The 18008-nt window shown below is 34.8% G+C and carries 14 protein-coding genes and 3 tRNA genes; 12 read left to right on the forward strand and 5 right to left on the reverse strand.

From position 1 onward, the window contains the following. The first annotated feature begins 124 nt into the window (after positions 1–124). The 7 genes from rlmH to B7698_RS06970 all read left to right on the forward strand — a co-directional run bounded on the left by rlmH (position 125) and on the right by B7698_RS06970 (position 3298). Complete coding sequence (gene rlmH / locus B7698_RS06940; protein WP_000695934.1) at positions 125–604, forward strand: 23S rRNA (pseudouridine(1915)-N(3))-methyltransferase RlmH; 480 nt, start codon at positions 125–127, stop codon at positions 602–604. 43 nt (positions 605–647) lie between these two features. Beyond that, positions 648–721: transfer RNA gene (locus B7698_RS06945), tRNA-Arg, on the forward strand. A gap of 165 nt (positions 722–886) precedes the next feature. Further along, positions 887–1009 (forward strand): competence-stimulating peptide ComC, encoded by a 123-nt coding sequence (comC, locus tag B7698_RS06950; protein ID WP_004238992.1) that lies wholly within the window; start codon positions 887–889, stop codon positions 1007–1009. A gap of 12 nt (positions 1010–1021) precedes the next feature. After that, complete coding sequence (gene comD / locus B7698_RS06955) at positions 1022–2347, forward strand: competence system sensor histidine kinase ComD (RefSeq protein ID WP_020902616.1); 1326 nt, start codon at positions 1022–1024, stop codon at positions 2345–2347. Then, positions 2344–3096, forward strand: coding sequence for a competence system response regulator transcription factor ComE (comE, locus tag B7698_RS06960; protein ID WP_000866062.1), 753 nt, complete (start codon positions 2344–2346; stop codon positions 3094–3096). Before comD ends, comE begins: the two co-directional genes overlap by 4 nt. A gap of 51 nt (positions 3097–3147) precedes the next feature. Next, positions 3148–3219: transfer RNA gene (locus B7698_RS06965), tRNA-Glu, on the forward strand. Between the two features lie 5 nt (positions 3220–3224). Beyond that, a tRNA-Asn gene (locus B7698_RS06970) sits at positions 3225–3298 on the forward strand. Positions 3299–3338: 40 nt separating this feature from the next. On the opposite strand, the gene B7698_RS06975 is transcribed toward B7698_RS06970, so the two are convergent. Then, positions 3339–3881 carry a TetR/AcrR family transcriptional regulator gene (locus B7698_RS06975; protein WP_084865104.1) on the reverse strand — a complete coding sequence of 181 codons (543 nt, stop codon included), beginning with the start codon at positions 3879–3881 and terminating at the stop codon, positions 3339–3341. 127 nt (positions 3882–4008) lie between these two features. On the opposite strand from B7698_RS06975, the gene B7698_RS06980 reads away from it, so the two are divergent. Beyond that, positions 4009–6651, forward strand: coding sequence for a YhgE/Pip domain-containing protein (locus tag B7698_RS06980; RefSeq protein ID WP_084865105.1), 2643 nt, complete (start codon positions 4009–4011; stop codon positions 6649–6651). A gap of 29 nt (positions 6652–6680) precedes the next feature. On the opposite strand, the gene B7698_RS06985 is transcribed toward B7698_RS06980, so the two are convergent. Further along, positions 6681–9224, reverse strand: coding sequence for a YfhO family protein (locus tag B7698_RS06985; protein ID WP_084865106.1), 2544 nt, complete (start codon positions 9222–9224; stop codon positions 6681–6683). A 59-nt stretch (positions 9225–9283) separates the two neighbouring features. Further along, positions 9284–10906, reverse strand: coding sequence for an ATP-binding cassette domain-containing protein (locus tag B7698_RS06990; protein ID WP_000958774.1), 1623 nt, complete (start codon positions 10904–10906; stop codon positions 9284–9286). A 205-nt stretch (positions 10907–11111) separates the two neighbouring features. On the opposite strand from B7698_RS06990, the gene trpS reads away from it, so the two are divergent. Both trpS and guaB read left to right on the forward strand, forming a co-directional pair. Further along, a complete protein-coding gene (gene trpS / locus B7698_RS06995; RefSeq protein ID WP_000165449.1) occupies positions 11112–12137 on the forward strand; it encodes a tryptophan--tRNA ligase in 1026 nt (341 codons plus the stop codon). 151 nt (positions 12138–12288) lie between these two features. Further along, a complete protein-coding gene (gene guaB, locus B7698_RS07000; RefSeq protein WP_060806032.1) occupies positions 12289–13767 on the forward strand; it encodes an IMP dehydrogenase in 1479 nt (492 codons plus the stop codon). Between the two features lie 51 nt (positions 13768–13818). Here guaB and recF read toward each other — a convergent pair whose 3' ends face one another. Next, the gene (recF, locus tag B7698_RS07005; protein ID WP_000266646.1) at positions 13819–14916 is read right to left on the reverse strand and encodes a DNA replication/repair protein RecF; all 1098 of its coding nucleotides are present in this window, start codon (positions 14914–14916) and stop codon (positions 13819–13821) included. Between the two features lie 2 nt (positions 14917–14918). Then, entirely contained in the window at positions 14919–15287 is a 369-nt protein-coding gene (gene yaaA, locus B7698_RS07010; protein WP_000455896.1) for a S4 domain-containing protein YaaA, read from the reverse strand. A gap of 158 nt (positions 15288–15445) precedes the next feature. Here yaaA and yfmF point away from each other — a divergent pair, with 158 nt between their 5' ends. Together yfmF and yfmH are read left to right on the forward strand one after the other, a co-directional pair. Beyond that, a complete protein-coding gene (gene yfmF, locus B7698_RS07015; protein ID WP_084865107.1) occupies positions 15446–16696 on the forward strand; it encodes an EF-P 5-aminopentanol modification-associated protein YfmF in 1251 nt (416 codons plus the stop codon). After that, on the forward strand, positions 16693–17976 hold the full coding sequence (gene yfmH, locus B7698_RS07020) for an EF-P 5-aminopentanol modification-associated protein YfmH (protein WP_000170225.1): 1284 nt from the start codon (positions 16693–16695) through the stop codon (positions 17974–17976). Before yfmF ends, yfmH begins: the two co-directional genes overlap by 4 nt. Positions 17977–18008: the final 32 nt, after the last annotated feature.

Below are 18008 nucleotides of genomic sequence, written 5' to 3' on the forward strand. Positions count from 1 at the left end.
TAAACACAAAAGTTTTACACAGATTGTGGATAACTTTAAAAAATCTGTGGTTTTCTCGGCTAAAATTAACCTTTTATTTTGTGAATAAGATGTGAAAAAATAGAGAATATGTTAGAATAGAGTCATGAAAATTAAAGTTGTAACAGTTGGGAAACTGAAAGAAAAGTATTTAAAAGATGGTATTGCAGAGTATTCAAAACGAATTTCTCGATTTGCTAAGCTTGAAATGATAGAGCTGGCAGATGAAAAAACACCAGATAAGGCCAGTGAATCAGAAAATCAAAAGATTTTAGAAATAGAAGGTCAGAGAATTTTATCAAAAGTTGGTGACCGTGATTTCGTGATTGTGTTGGCTATCGAAGGGAAAACTTTCTCCTCAGAAGAATTTAGTAAACAATTAGAAGAAGCTTCTATAAAAGGATTTTCTACTCTTACATTTATTATTGGAGGGAGTCTGGGACTAGCACAGGATGTAAAAAAGAGAGCCAATCTCTCTGTTAGTTTTGGTCGTTTAACCTTGCCCCATCAGTTAATGAGACTAGTCCTTGTTGAACAAATCTATCGAGCTTTTACAATACAGCAGGGCTCGCCCTATCATAAATAGAAAATTGACTTTCAATTGAATTTTTGGTAGAATAGCTGTATTAGGTCTCATAGCTCAGCTGGATAGAGCATTCGCCTTCTAAGCGAACGGTCGCAGGTTCGAATCCTGCTGGGATCAATATAGTAGCAAAGCTGGGAATTTTCCCGGCTTTTTTCTTAAAAAAGTACACTTGGGGAGAAAAAAATGACAGTTGAGAGAATTTTATCTAAAACGAAATTCCATTTTGTATAATAGTTTTTGTAAGTTAGTTTACAAGAAAAAAACATTTTAGGAGATTTTATTATGAAAAACACAGTTAATTTAGATAAGTTTGTAGAATTGAAGGAAAAAGACTTGCAAAATATTCAAGGTGGGGAGATAAGGCAAACACATAATATTTTCTTTAATTTCTTTAAAAGAAGATAAAGGAGTGGAATAATGGATTTTCTTGCAGTATTAGTTGTGATATTACATATTTTTATTATTAGTAAAAGTTACTATTTAATATGTAAAAATAAAATAAATATAAAAGAACTATGCTTTTTTGGTGGTTATACATTCCTAGTAGAATCAGTATTTGAACTTTCCTTTTATTTTATATACTTAGATGGATTAGGAATTGAAAAATTTTTATTTCCTTTGGTATTATATTCATATTTTAGATTTATTAAAAAGTATGAGAAGTATAGAGGAGTATTCTTAAGTTTACTACTATCCCTTTTATATAATAGCACTCATACCTTTCTATCCGTAACTTTATCCTCTATAATAGGAGATGATACTGCCCTACAATATCATAGTCTATTCTTTTTAGTTGTAGTGGCGTTGACTTATGTTGTTATCGTAACAATCATTCGTTATTTCCATTTGGAACTAAACTATTTTGACAAAGATTATCTCTATCCTTTCTTGAAAAAAGTCTTTTTTGCTTTACTACTTCTACATGTTGTATCTTTCATTTCAGATATGGTAAGTACGATTAAACATTTGAATAGTTTTGGAAGTATTTTATCATCTATTGTCTTTATCTCTTTACTTTTGACCTTTTTTGCAATGAATTCGCATAAAGAAAAAATGGAGAAAGAGATTGCTTTGAAGCAGAAGAAATTTGAACAGAAACATTTACAGAATTATACAGATGAAATTGTCGGACTGTATAATGAAATCCGTGGTTTTCGACATGACTATGCCGGGATGCTTGTCAGCATGCAGATGGCAATTGATAGTGGTGATTTACAGGAAATTGACAGAGTTTACAATGAAGTTTTGGTCAAAGCAAATCACAAACTGCGTTCAGATAAGTATACTTACTTTGACTTGAACAACATAGAAGATTCAGCTTTACGAAGTTTGGTTGCTCAGTCAATTGTCTATGCTCGAAATAATGGTGTAGAGTTTACACTGGAAGTAAAAGATAAGATTACCAAGCTCCCAATTGAACTATTGGATTTGGTTCGTATCATGAGTGTTTTATTGAACAATGCTGTAGAAGGATCAGCTGATAGCTATAAAAAACAAATGGAAGTAGCAGTTATTAAGATGGAAACTGAAACAGTGATTGTGATTCAGAATTCATGTAAAATGACGATGACTCCTTCAGGAGACCTATTTGCTTTAGGATTCTCTACTAAGGGAAGAAATCGTGGAGTCGGATTAAATAATGTGAAAGAACTACTGGATAAGTACAACAATATTATTTTAGAAACAGAGATGGAAGGCAGTACATTTAGACAAATCATTAGATTTAAGAGGGAATTTGAATGAAAGTTTTAATTTTAGAGGATGTTATTGAACATCAAGTGAGACTAGAGAGAATATTGGATGAAATTTCGAAAGAATCGAATATTCCAATATCATACAAGACAACAGGAAAAGTCCGTGAATTTGAAGAATACATTGAAAATGATGAAGTAAACCAACTTTATTTCCTAGATATCGATATTCATGGAATTGAGAAAAAAGGATTTGAGGTTGCTCAGCTCATTCGTCATTACAATCCTTACGCTATTATCGTCTTTATCACCAGTCGATCAGAGTTTGCGACTCTAACCTATAAATACCAGGTATCAGCCTTAGATTTTGTTGATAAGGATATCAATGATGAGTTATTTAAGAAGAGAATTGAGCAAAATATCTTCTACACGAAGAGTATGTTACTTGAAAATGAAGATGTGGTAGATTATTTTGACTACAATTACAAGGGAAATGATTTAAAAATTCCTTACCATGACATTCTGTATATTGAAACGACAGGAGTTTCTCATAAATTGCGCATTATTGGTAAGAATTTTGCCAAAGAGTTTTACGGTACCATGACAGATATTCAGGAAAAGGACAAACATACTCAGCGATTTTATTCTCCTCATAAGTCATTTTTGGTAAATATAGGCAATATCAGAGAAATTGATCGAAAAAACTTAGAAATTGTTTTCTATGAAGACCATCGTTGTCCTATTTCAAGATTAAAAATTAGAAAATTAAAAGATATTCTAGAGAAAAAATCTCAAAAGTAATTGACAATTAGCAAGAAATTGATATAATGGTTACATCTGCTACAGATAGAAGGTCCGTTGGTCAAGGGGTTAAGACACCGCCTTTTCACGGCGGTAACACGGGTTCGAATCCCGTACGGACTATTTTATCCGCCATAGCTCAGTTGGTAGTAGCGCATGACTGTTAATCATGATGTCGTAGGTTCGAGTCCTACTGGCGGAGTATAGATAAAAGGGAACATAGTGTTGTTCCCTTTTTTGCATCAATTTGTATCACCAAGCATCTTCATAAGGAAGTCTGTTATTTCTTGAGGACTTTCTTTTTTTCCGTGTGCAATCCAAGTTTGGCAAACACCAAAAAGTGCGTGAGTTAGATAGATGCTACTGTATTCTAATTCAGTGGTATTGAGATTCAGTTGCATAAAGCGTTTTTGTAAATCTGTGCTAAGCATGATATGAAGTTTATTTCGTAAGAAATTTTGGATTTCTTTAGTCCCATTTTCAGAAAGAAGGGCAGCCAGAAGTGGTTCTGACTCTAGATATTCAAATACTTCTAAAATAGCATCTTTTTTGTGATGAGCATGTTTTTGAAAAATATATTCAAATGTATGGAATAGCTTGCTTTGATAGTGCTCAATCATATCATACTTATCCTTATAGTGAGTATAGAAGCTGGAACGACTAATTCCGGCTTTTTCTGCTAGCTTGACAGTAGAAATTTGATCAAATGGTTGTTCTATCAGTAGTTGTACCATAGCATTTTCAATAGTTTTCTTTGTTTTTAAGCGTTTGTTACTTTCTTGCATATTTCCTCCTTGTAAACAAATTAGACTATATGTCTAAAAATGGATTTTTTATCTTGTAATTTAAATTTTTTATTGTATAATCTATTATATCAAAATTTTAGACAATATGTTTAAAAAAGGAGAAACTATGTTTAAAGAATGGAAAGCAATTTTTAAAAAACCAACCTTTATTATTGTCATGATAGGGATTTCTCTTATTCCCGCTCTGTACAATATCATATTTTTGTCATCAATGTGGGATCCATATGGTCAAGTGTCTGACTTACCTGTGGCAGTTGTCAATAATGATAAAGATGCCTCTTATAATGGTAATAGCATGTCTATAGGAAAAGACATGGTGTCTAATTTAGAGCAAAATAAATCATTGGATTTTCATTTTGTAGATGAAGAAGAAGGTAAGAAGGGTCTAGAAAACGGTGATTATTATATGGTAGTCACTTTGCCAAGTGACTTGTCTGAAAAAGCAGCTTCTATTTTAACGAATCACCCTGAGCAAATGCAAATCGATTATCAGACTTCAAGTGGTCATAGCTTTATTGCCAGCAAGATGAGCGATTCTGCTATGACACAATTAAAGCAGAGTGTTTCTACCAATGTAACCGAGACTTATACTAAAGCTTTCTTTAACAAGATGGTCGATTTAAAGGATGGTATGAGTCAAGCAGCGTCTGGTAGTGAAAAACTAACTGATGGAGCGAATCAGTTAGTGGCAGGAAGTCAAACATTAACTACTAACCTACACTCTTTAGCAGATTCAAGTTTAACATTTTCAAATGGAACGGAGCAGTTTACTAAAGGATTATCCTCTTATGTCTCTGGTGTTGAACAACTTCATCTTGGCTTAGGAAATTTTAATAGTGGTTTAGTTACATATACTGGTGCAGTGAGTCAATTAGATAGCGGATTAGGTCAATTATCTTCTAAAAGTCCTGAATTAGTAGGAGGAATCAATCAACTATATACTGGTGTAGAGTCCTATACTGGCGGTGTTTCTCAGCTCAATGCTGGTCTTAATCAATTTTCATCTGGTGTTAGTGCCTACACCAATGGAGTGGGAAGTCTTGCAACAGGTGCTAATCAGTTATCTAATCAATCAGCTACACTTCGAATGGGGGTGGAGCAATTAAGTGAAGGAATTCAACAACTTTCTAGCAAGTTAGATGCTTCGTCTGAGCAAAAAGATCAAATTAATCAATTATCTTCTGGTCTAAATCAGTTAAATCAAGCTATTCAAAATATTGATGTTGGAGATACAAAACAATTAGATTCTGTTTTATCAAGTATAGTATCTCTTTCTAATCAAATGTTAGCAAGTGCTCAGTCTGATAAAGCGACTACATTAGCTAATATTCAATCGACAGCAGCTTATCAATCTTTGACAAGTGAGCAACAAGCTGAGATAAGTGCTTCTGTATCTCAAAATTCGACTGATAGTATTCAATCAGCACAGTCAATTGTAGCTTTAGTTCAAGGTTTACAAGGAAGTTTAGAAAACTTACAAAATCAATCTTCTAATCTTTCGACTTTAAAAAATCAAGCTAATCAAGTATTACCGCTTGCTTCTACTTCTTTGACAGGATTGTCAAGTGGATTAACAGAGATACAAGGAGCTGTTGCTAGCAAATTAGTTCCTGCCAGTCAGTCGATTACATCGGGTGTAAATGCATATACTGCAGGTGTTGATAAAATTTCTCAAGGCGCAAGTCAACTAAGTGAAAAGAATTCCACCTTGACAGGTAGTCTGGATCAACTAGTTTCAGGCTCAACTACCTTGACACAAAAATCTTCTAACTTGACAGCAGGAGTTGGTCAATTAGTTGAAAAAACTCCAGAATTAGTGTCTGGTATTGAAAAATTATCAACTGGCTCTAACCAATTGAATCAAAAGAGTCAAGAATTAATGGCAGGAGTTGATAAATTACAATCAGGATCTGGTCAATTAGCAGACAAATCCAGTCAGTTACTTTCAGGTGCTTCTCAATTAGAGAATGGAGCTAATAAATTGGCAGATGGATCTGGTAAACTTGCAGAAGGTGGAACAAAGTTAACTTCTGGATTGGAAGGTTTACAGATAGGAGTTGTTTCTTTGGGACAAGGATTAAGTAATGCTAGAGATCAACTTAAATCAGCATCAACGGAATCTAAAAATGCAGAGATTTTGTCAAATCCTCTCAGTCTTTCCAAAACAGACAATGACCAAGTTCCTGTAAATGGAATCGCAATGGCTCCTTATATGATATCAGTTGCTCTCTTTGTTGCAGCAATATCAACGAATATGATCTTTGCGAAGCTGCCTTCAGGACGTCATCCAGAGAGCCGTTGGGCTTGGTTGAAATCTCGGGCTGAAATAAATGGTATTATAGCTGTTTTAGCAGGGATTTTAGTATATGGAGGAGTCCATCTTATTGGTCTAACTGCTAATCATGAAATGAGAACATTTATTCTTATTATCCTAACAAGTTTAGTATTCATGTCTATGGTGACCACTTTAACAACATGGAATAGCCGTATAGGAGCTTTCTTCTCTCTTATCTTGCTTTTATTACAGTTGGCATCAAGTGCAGGTACTTATCCACTTGCCTTGACAAATGATTTCTTTAGAGCTATTAATCCCTGGTTACCAATGAGTTATTCAGTTTCGGGATTACGACAAACAATCTCTATGACAGGAAATATTCATCATCAAGTCGTTTTCCTTGCTGTGATACTAGCTCTATTTATTGGTTTAGGTATGCTAGCCTATCAACCTAAGAAAATGGAAGAAGATTAAAAAAATCGACCGATTAATTGGTCGATTTTTTATGCCTTAGATGACTTTCGTCTGTGATTATAGGTTCCAAATAGTAAGAGAGAAGTAAAGGAACAAATTGCTCCAGTAATAAAACCATGGGGAATAAAGGAAAGTGTAATAGTTCCTTTTCCCTTGGGAACATCAACTTTCATAAATCCAGTTTGAGCTTGTTTAATTTCTATTTTCTTATCATCTTGGTAGGCAGACCAACCTTTGTCATAAGGAATGGTGAAAAAAATAGATGTATCTTGTTTGACATCATATGTAGCAAAAACCTTGTTTTTAGAAGTTGATATTGTGACAGGCTGTTCTTTAATTTTTTGAATTGCCTCAGTTAAAGTTTGGGTATCTAAACGATAGAAGTTAGGAGATTCAAATGATACTTGTGAATTTCCAGGGAAACTAACATTGATATTGAAAGTTTTTTTCTCTTTAGTATAGCCTAGATTAAAGAAGGAGAAGACATTATCAGTTGTAAAAGTCTTTTTTTCACCATTTACAAGGATGTCAACCTTCTTTTGTTTGTCATTAGAAAAGTGAAGGTTTGTGAAAGAAAGATAAACTTGGCTGTTTTCTGGTACTTCAATTTGATACTGGATTGCTGCATCCTCATTTGAAGAACTTGTGACACTAATCAAATCATTAGTATTTTCTGTTTTGTCATAAGGGATTGGAGAAAAATAATCAAAATCGACGTTAGCAAGTTGATTTAAAAACAAGGCTTGATTATCCAAAGTGTGTTCATTGAACTTGACATCATTGTAAACAGATTGACTAGCAAATGCAATCGGAAGAGAGTATTGATTTTCATATAGGGTAAGATTATCTTTTTGATAGATATCTTTAAAACCATACTTATCAATAGGACTGTCTGAGATATTGTACTGGATACCAAATAAACTATCAGCCAAAATACTATTATTTGCATAGCGGAGATTGAGATTAGTCCCAGAGGATTTAAACCCGAGTTTATCCAAAGTAGAGCTTGCTGAACGATTTCGAACAGATGAAAATTGAGAGATTCCATTGTAGTTGAATTTCATACTGTCATTTCCTGTCTGAGTTTGTAGTTTTTCAGTACGAGTAAATTGATTTCCAATATCTGTTGAGAAAGATTCCATAGCTGGGATATCTCGATTATATGAACTTCGAGAAGCAAAACCCCATTCTTTAGCAATTCCGTCCATTTGAGATGAAGCATTTAAACTCATTTCAACCATTATAAATAAAGAGATTAGAATGGCAAATAGATTTACAGAGATAAACTTTTTGATAACTGCAAGGAGTAAAAGCGAATAGACAACCAAAAATTCAAGAGTAAGCAGAATATTCAAATCTGTTAAAAAAGAATAATGCGATTTTAGATAGATGGTAGCTAAAAATCCTGTTACTATAAGAAAAAGCGAAACTAAAAAATTCCAGATTTTAATTTCTTTCAGACGATTTAAGACTTCCGCTGCTGTGTAAATTAACAAGGTAGAGAAAATCCAAGCATAGCGATGTAAAAACATGTTTGGAGTATGCATGCCTTGCCAAAATAAATCAAGAACTTCAATATAAAAGCTTGCAATTAGAAATGTAAAGAAGATTGCATAGATAAGTTTCACATGAAACTTAATAGATTTCAGCGTAAAAAATAAAATGGTCAAAATAAAGGGAAGTAGTCCAACAAAAATCATTGGGATGGCCCCATACTTTGTTGTATCAAAGGAACCGATGAATTGCTTAGCAAAAAGATCAAGATACCAGCTACTTTCAGTTTGAAACTTTGTAACTTCAGTCAATTTTTCCCCATGTGTCTGTAAATCAAACAGAGTAGGAAGAATCAGAATCAAACTAGCCATACCAGCTAAAACAGAGGTGATTATGAAATCAAGAAAAGATGATTTTCGGGTTTTAAAGTCCCAAGAAATTTGACAGAGATACCAGAAAATAAGAAACAATGCTGTCATATAGCCAAAATAATAGTTTTGGATAAATAAGATTGACAGACTTGTAAAGTACAATAGGAATTTCTTTTTAGTGATGAGTATCTGTAAACCAGTTATAATTAAAGGAATCAAGATAAAAACATCTAGCCAGGTTTTTATCTCTAATTGACTGACAGTGAAACTCATCAGAGCATAGGAAGTAGATAAAGCTAGTTTTAAAGGATTAGGAATCGATTGAAATAATTTATTTAAACTAAAGTAAGTTGACAGTCCAATCAATCCAAATTTTAAGAGAGTTGTCAGATAGACAGCATCTGGCATATTAGTTAGATCAAAAAAGTAAACTAGTGGTGAAAGGAAACTACCCAAGTAATAACTAGATAGGGCATAGAAATTCAATCCGAGGCCACTTGTAAAGGTGTAGAACAAACTACCATTTCCGTGTAGGATATTTCTTAGAGCTATATCAAAAATAACGTATTGATGAAACCCATCTCCTAATAGTGGAGATGTATCGCTATTCCAGTAGATACCTTGAGATAGATATACTCCTATCATAATGATTATGGGAATGATGAAAGAAACAAAATAGGTCCAATATGTTTTAAAAAATAATTTCATGTTACCTCATAAAATGTTAGAAAACTCAGCTGGTTAACCCAACTGAGTTTTGAATTTTTTTAGTCTTTCCAAAGTTCTTTAACTTTTGCTTGTACTTCTGCATTCTCTAGGAATTCATCATAGGTTTCATCGATACGGTCAATGACGCCATTTTTAGACAAGACAATGATATGGTTGGCTAGAGTTTGAATAAACTCGTGGTCATGGCTGGCAAAGATGATTGATTCTTTAAAGTTTTTCAATCCATCATTCAAGCTTGAGATAGATTCCAAGTCCAAGTGATTGGTTGGATCATCAAGTACAAGGACATTTGATTTTAAGAGCATGAGTTTTGAAAGCATGACACGAACTTTTTCTCCCCCTGACAAGACATTTACAGGTTTGTTAACCTCATCTCCAGAGAAGAGCATACGGCCGAGGAAGCCACGTAGGAAAGTATTGTCATCTTCTTCTTTACTTGCGAATTGACGCAACCAGTCAAGGATTGACTCTCCTCCTGCAAAATCTGCCGAGTTATCTTTTGGCAAGTAAGAACGGCTAGTAGTTACTCCCCACTTGACAGTTCCTTCATAGTCAATGTCCCCCATGATTGCACGAATTAATGCAGTCGTTTGGATGTCATTTTGTCCAATAAGCGCTGTCTTATCACCTGGACGCAAGATAAAGCTGATATTATCTAAAATAGTCTCACCATCAATCTTTACAGTTAGATTTTCTACTGTCAAGAGATCATTACCAATCTCACGTTCCGCTTTAAAGTTGATAAATGGATATTTACGACTAGATGGTACAATTTCTTCAAGTTCAATCTTATCAAGCATTTTCTTACGTGATGTTGCTTGCCTTGATTTAGAAGCATTAGCAGAGAAACGAGCAACGAATTCTTGCAATTGTTTAATTTTTTCTTCTGCTTTAGCATTACGGTCTGCTAGCAATTTAGCAGCGAGTTCAGAAGATTCCTTCCAGAAGTCATAGTTTCCGACATAGAGTTTGATTTTTCCGAAGTCAAGGTCGGCCATGTGAGTACATACTTTGTTTAAGAAGTGACGGTCGTGTGATACTACGATAACGGTGTTATCAAAATCAATCAAGAAGTCTTCTAGCCATGTAATTGATTGGATATCCAAACCATTGGTCGGCTCGTCCAAAAGAAGGACATCTGGTTTACCAAAAAGTGCTTTGGCGAGGAGAACCTTTACTTTTTCACCGTTGGCCAATTCGCTCATATTTTGATAGTGCAATTCTTCTGGGATATTTAGGTTTTGAAGGAGTTGAGAGGCTTCACTTTCTGCTTCCCATCCCCCAAGCTCGGCAAACTCTCCTTCAAGTTCGGCAGCACGCACTCCATCTTCGTCTGAGAAATCTTCCTTCATGTAGATGGCATCTTTCTCTTTCATGATGCTATAAAGTTTTTCATTTCCCATGATAACAACATCAATGGCACGTTCATCTTCATAGTCAAAGTGATTTTGACGAAGAACAGAGAGACGTTCATCTGGACCAAGAGAGATGTGACCAGTAGTAGGTTCGATATCTCCAGCTAAAATTTTTAAAAAGGTTGATTTTCCGGCACCATTAGCACCGATCAATCCGTAAGTATTTCCTTCTGTAAATTTGATATTGACATCATCAAAAAGTTTGCGATCACTAAAACGTAGTGAAACATCAGATACTGTAAGCAATGTTTTTCTCCTATATATGTAATATATTTATTCTACTAGAAAATACGGAAATATTCAAATTTTTATCTATCAATTTTGTGTAAATTAAATTTACAGCATACTTTACACAAATCCGTAAATAGCAAGGCTGATTTATTTTGATAAATTACGGTTATTTCATTAAAAAAATGCTATAATTGAAGGGACTATATCGAAGGAGAACAAAATGACTAAACCCATTATTTTAACAGGAGACCGTCCAACAGGAAAATTGCATATTGGACATTATGTTGGAAGTCTCAAAAATCGAGTATTATTACAGGAAGAGGATAAGTATGATATGTTTGTGTTCTTGGCTGACCAACAAGCTTTGACAGATCATGCTAAAGACCCTCAAACCATTGTAGAGTCTATCGGAAATGTAGCTTTGGATTACCTTGCAGTTGGATTGGATCCAAGTAAATCAACTATCTTTATTCAAAGCCAAATTCCAGAATTAGCTGAGTTGTCTATGTATTATATGAATTTAGTGTCATTAGCACGTTTGGAGCGCAATCCAACTGTCAAGACAGAAATTGCTCAGAAGGAATTTGGAGAAAGCATTCCGACAGGATTTTTGGTTTATCCAATTGCACAAGCAGCTGACATCACAGCCTTTAAGGCCAACTATGTTCCTGTTGGGACAGATCAGAAACCAATGATTGAGCAGACTCGTGAAATTGTTCGTTCTTTTAACAATGCATATAACTGTGATGTCTTGGTAGAACCGGAAGGTATTTATCCAGAAAATGAGAGAGCAGGGCGTTTGCCTGGTTTAGATGGAAATGCTAAAATGTCTAAATCACTCAATAATGGTATTTATTTAGCTGATGATGCGGATACTTTGCGTAAAAAAGTGATGAGTATGTATACAGATCCAGATCATATCCGCGTTGAGGATCCAGGTAAAATTGAAGGAAATATGGTTTTCCATTATCTAGATGTTTTTGGTCGTCCAGAAGATGCTCAAGAAATTGCTGACATGAAAGAACATTATCAACGAGGTGGTCTTGGTGATGTGAAGACCAAGCGTTATCTACTTGAAATATTAGAGCGTGAACTTGGTCCTATTCGTGAGCGCCGTATCGAATTTGCTAAGGATATGGGAGAAGTTTATAATATGCTTCAAAAAGGTAGTGAAAGAGCGCGTGAAGTAGCAGGTCAAACCCTATCTGAGGTTAAAGGTGCAATGGGACTCAATTACTTTAACTAAGTTTATTTTACAAGAAACTATCATTTCTATCTCAAAGAAAAGATAGTTTTTTATTTACCCCTGTAATATTTGACAAATTTTTATAGAATGGTATGATAGATACAATATAAAAAGAGTCAAGCTCAAAAAGAAAGAAAAGAGGAAACTTCGAATGTCTAATTGGGACACTAAATTTTTGAAAAAAGGTTTTACCTTTGATGATGTATTGCTTATTCCAGCTGAAAGTCATGTGTTGCCTAACGATGCTGATTTAACAACTAAATTGGCAGATAATTTGACTTTAAATATCCCAATTATTACCGCTGCCATGGACACAGTTACAGAGAGTCAAATGGCCATTGCTATTGCTCGTGCAGGTGGTCTCGGAGTTATCCATAAAAACATGTCAATTGCTCAACAAGCAGACGAGGTTCGTAAGGTAAAACGTTCTGAAAATGGAGTTATTATTGATCCGTTCTTCTTGACGCCTGAACATACAATTGCTGAAGCAGATGAGCTTATGGGTCGTTATCGCATCAGTGGTGTTCCAGTTGTTGAAACACTTGAAAATCGTAAATTGGTTGGTATTTTGACAAACCGAGATCTTCGTTTTATTTCAGACTATAACCAACCAATCTCAAATCATATGACCAGTGAAAATCTTGTTACTGCTCCTGTAGGTACAGATCTTGCAACGGCTGAAAGCATTCTTCAAGAACACCGTATTGAAAAACTTCCGTTGGTAGATGAAGAAGGCCGTCTTTCTGGTTTGATTACTATCAAAGATATTGAAAAAGTTATTGAGTTTCCAAATGCTGCTAAAGATGAGTTTGGTCGTCTACTAGTTGCAGGTGCAGTAGGTGTTACTTCAGATACATTTGAACGTGCAGAGGCTCTTTTTGAGGCAGGAGCGGATGCGATTGTTATTGATACTGCACATGGTCATTCTGCAGGTGTCTTGCGTAAAATTGCTGAGATTCGTGCTCACTTCCCAGATCGTACTTTGATTGCTGGAAATATTGCAACAGCTGAGGGTGCACGTTCCCTTTATGAAGCAGGTGTAGACGTTGTCAAGGTTGGGATTGGACCAGGTTCTATCTGTACTACTCGTGTGATTGCTGGTGTTGGTGTTCCGCAAGTAACAGCTATCTACGATGCTGCAGCTGTTGCGCGTGAATATGGTAAAACGATCATTGCCGACGGTGGAATCAAGTATTCTGGAGATATTGTAAAAGCCCTTGCTGCAGGTGGAAATGCAGTTATGCTTGGATCAATGTTTGCTGGAACTGATGAAGCTCCAGGTGAAACTGAAATCTTCCAAGGACGTAAGTTCAAGACTTACCGTGGTATGGGATCAATCGCTGCTATGAAAAAAGGTTCAAGTGATCGTTACTTCCAAGGTTCTGTCAATGAAGCAAACAAACTTGTTCCAGAAGGAATTGAAGGTCGTGTTGCTTATAAAGGAGCGGCAGCTGATATTGTCTTTCAAATGATTGGTGGTATTCGCTCTGGTATGGGTTACTGTGGTGCAGCGAACCTTAAAGAGCTACACGATAATGCTCAATTTATTGAAATGTCTGGTGCTGGTTTGAAAGAAAGCCATCCTCATGATGTACAAATTACTAATGAGGCACCAAATTATTCTATGTAAAAAAACAATGAAAAGAACTCCAGTAAAAACAGGAGTTCTTTTACAATGTTGTCAATTTTCATTTACAGCAACTTTACCATCCTGAATAGTGAAGATACTTAGATTTTCTGGCAAATTTTGAAGATGATCTAAGCTTGTTGTTGTTATAAAGGTTTGGATTGACTGAGAAATCGTTTCTAATAATTTTAACTGTCTAGTGTTGTCAAGTTCACTCATGACATCGTCAAGTAATAATATCGGAGATTCTGTAGTAATACTTTCCATTAATTCGATTTCTGCTAATTTTATCGAGAGGACGAGACTACGATGTTGGCCTTGACTTCCGAAACTAGCATCCATCCCATTTATATAAAAAGAAATGTCATCTCGATGAGGCCCAACACCAGTATTCTTTTTAAATAAATCTCTGGACCTACTTTTTTCTAAAGCAATTTTGAAAGATTCTGATAAGTCTTCTTTTTCAGTTGACTTTACAGAAGATTGATAGGATATTGACAACTCTTCAATCTGATTAGAAAGTTCAAAATGTTTCTTACGACCAAAATGCTCTAGTTTTTTTATAAAATCTAAGCGGTGATTCATTACACGACATCCATAATCGACTAGCTGATCATCTAGTACTGAAAGGAAGGTTTCATCTATTTTTTGAGCTGATTTTAAATAGGTATTTCTTTGCTTAAGAATATGGTTATAATTGGTTAAATCTGATAAATAGATTGGCTTAATTTGCCCAAGCTCCATATCAATAAATTTTCGTCGAACTGAAGGTGCTCCTTTAATTAGTTGTAAATCTTCAGGAGCAAATAAGACAACATTCATGTGTCCTACATAATCTGAAAGGCGTGCCTGTTTTAAATGATTAACTTTTGTCACACGGCCTTTTTGTGTTAGTTCTATTTCTAGGGGAATGGATCCAGTTTTTTTCTGAACGAGACCTGAAAGATGAAGTTGTTCCTCATCAAAATGAATGAGATTTTTATCTGTTCGAGTTCGATGACTACGAGTTAAGGCTAAAAAATAGATAGCCTCTAGTATATTTGTTTTTCCTTGAGCATTGCGTCCTAAAAAGATATTTAATTTAGGATTAAAGTCTATTTTCGTCTCTTTGTAGTTACGAAAAGTTTTGAGAGATAGGTGTTGTAGCCACATGATTATCTACCAGGGAATCGTGGAGCTTGTTTGCTTTTAGGTGATGAAGTAGGTTTCGATTTGTCTCTTTTAAATCCCTTATTCATCTCTTTGACAAGTTTAGCGATCCGTTCTTTTTCAACTTTATCAGCTTGATATTCCTCTTGCTCCTCAGAAGTAGGTTGTGTCAATAAGATGTCAATATTCATGTCAGGTATGTCAATTTTATCACCAATGCGAAGTTTTTTACCACGACGACTCTCTAATTCCCCATTAAAGTAAACAGAATGTTCAGAGAGAAATGATTTGATAGCTCCTCCGCTATGTGTAATTCCAAGTTCTTTGAGTAGTGCTTGGAGGGTAATAAATTCTTCAAATAATTTGTATTCCATAATTCACCTCAATCTTTGGTATTATACCATATTTTCCTAAAAATAGTGAGAGAAACAGGGAGAAATGTAAGCGATTTTTATTTCAAAAGTGTTACAGGGAACAAGAAAATTTCAGGTTTTCGTGATATAATAGAAGTCTGTATATGAGGAGGTAAATCATGGAGTTAGTGCATGGAATTTCAACACATTTTATCCAATCAAAGAAGTTTAAAACGAACAAAATTACCGTGCGTTTTACCTCTCCATTATCTCTTGATACGATTACAGGTCGCATGTTGAGTGCGAGTATGCTAGAAACGTCCAACCAGATGTACCCCACTTCTCAAGCTTTGAGAAGACACTTGGCCAGTCTATATGGTACAGATATGTCAACCAATTGTTTTAGAAGAGGGCAAAGTCATATTGTAGAATTGACATTTACCTATGTTCGTGATGAGTTTTTAAGTAGGAAAAATGTGCTAACTTCTCAGGTTTTGGAACTAGTAAAAGAAACTCTTTTTTCCCCCGTCGTAGTTGATAATGGGTTTGATTCGGCCTTATTTGAAATTGAGAAAAAACAATTGCTAGCAAGTTTAGCAGCTGATATGGATGATTCTTTTTATTTTGCACATAAAGAATTAGATAAATTATTTTTTCATGATGAACGTCTCCAATTGGAATACAGTGATTTACGAAATCGTATTTTAGCTGAAACTCCACAAAGTTCTTATTCTTGTTTCAAAGAATTTTTGGCCAATGATCGAATAGATTTCTTTTTCCTAGGTGATTTTAATGAGGTTGAAATTCAAAATGTATTAGAATCATTTGGCTTTAAAGGTCGAAAAGGAGATGTGAAGGTTCAGTATTGTCAACCTTATTCCAATATCCTTCAGGAAGGTATGGTTCGGAAAAATGTGGGACAATCCATTTTGGAATTAGGTTATCATTGTCCTGTTGAATATGGTGATGAGCAACATTTATCCATGATTGTAATGAATTGTTTACTGGGTGGATTTGCTCACTCTAAACTATTTACAAATGTCCGTGAAAATGCTGGATTGGCTTATACTATTTCAAGTCAGCTTGATTTATTTAGTGGGTTCTTGAGGATGTATGCTGGTATCGATCGAGAAAATCGGAACCAGGCTCGTAAAATGATGAATAATCAACTGCTTGATTTAAAAAAAGGATATTTTACAGAGCTTGAATTAGAGCAGACCAAGGAAATGATTCGTCGATCTTTGTTACTTTCTCAAGATAATCAAGGTTCATTGATTGAACGTGCTTATCAAAATTCTTTACTTGGGAAATCTTCAGCAGACTTTAAAGGTTGGATTGCAAAACTCGAGCAAGTTGACAAAGATGATATTTGTAGAGCAGCTAATAATGTGAAACTACAGGCGATTTACTTTATGGAAGGAATAGAATGACAAAGGTTGTTTTTGAAGAAAAATACTATCCAGCTGTAAAAGAAATGGTTTATCGAACTCGTTTGTCAAATGGATTGACAGTTGCTCTTTTGCCTAAAAAGGAATTTAAAGAGGTTTACGGGAGTGTAACTGTACAATTTGGTTCGGTAGATACGCTTGTCACAGAAGTTGACGGAGATGTAAAAGAATATCCTGGAGGAATTGCTCATTTTCTTGAACATAAATTATTTGAGAGAGAAGATGCTAGCGATTTGATGTCAGCTTTTACGAGTCTAGGTGCGGATAGCAATGCCTTTACAAGCTTTACAAAAACAAACTATCTTTTTTCAGCAACGGATTATCTCTTAGAGAATGTAGATTTACTTGATGAATTGGTGACATCAGCACATTTTACTGAAGATTCCATTTTAAGAGAGCAGGATATTATTCAGCAAGAACGAGAAATGTATCAAGATGATCCAGATTCGTGTTTATTCTTTTCAACTTTAGCGAATTTGTATCCTGGTACACCTTTAGCAACTGATATAGTTGGAAGTGAGGAGTCCATTTCCCAAATTAATCTAACTAATTTGCAAGAAAATTTCACAAGGTTTTACAAACCTGTAAACATGTCTCTGTTTTTAGTTGGCAATTTTGATGTGGATCAAGTACAGGACTATTTTGAAAGAAAAGAACTGGAAGAGTTAGATGTTCAGGAAGTAGCAAGAGAAAAGTTTGTTTTAAAAGATGTAAAGCAAACAGACAGTATGAGAATGGAAGTATCTTCTCCTAAACTAGCGATTGGTGTTAGAGGTAAACAAGATGTTGCTGAGGATGATTGCTATCGACATCATATTTTATTAAAATTATTGTTTGCAATGATGTTTGGTTGGACTTCGGATCGTTTTCAAAAGTTATATGAATCAGGTAAAATTGATGCGTCCTTATCTCTTGAAGTTGAAGTAACAAGTCGCTTTCATTTTGTTATGTTGACAATGGATACAAAAGAGCCAGTTGCTTTATCTCATCAGTTTAAAAAGGCTATTCGTAATTTTACAAAGGATTTAGATATTACAGAGGATCATTTAGATATTATAAAAAGAGAGATGTTTGGAGAATTTTTCAGTAGCATGAACTCTCTTGAATTTATTGCAACGCAATATGATGCTTTTGGACAAGGTGAGACAATCTTTGATTTGCCAAAGATTTTACAGGAAATTACTTTAGAGGATGTCCTTGATGCTGGACACCATTTAATAGATGATGGTGACATAGTTGATTTTACAATATTTCCATCATAGCAACCTATCATAATCGACACTAGAAAGAAGGA

This window comes from Streptococcus mitis, assembly GCF_002096855.1.
Classification (GTDB): Bacteria; Bacillota; Bacilli; order Lactobacillales; family Streptococcaceae; genus Streptococcus; species Streptococcus mitis_Y.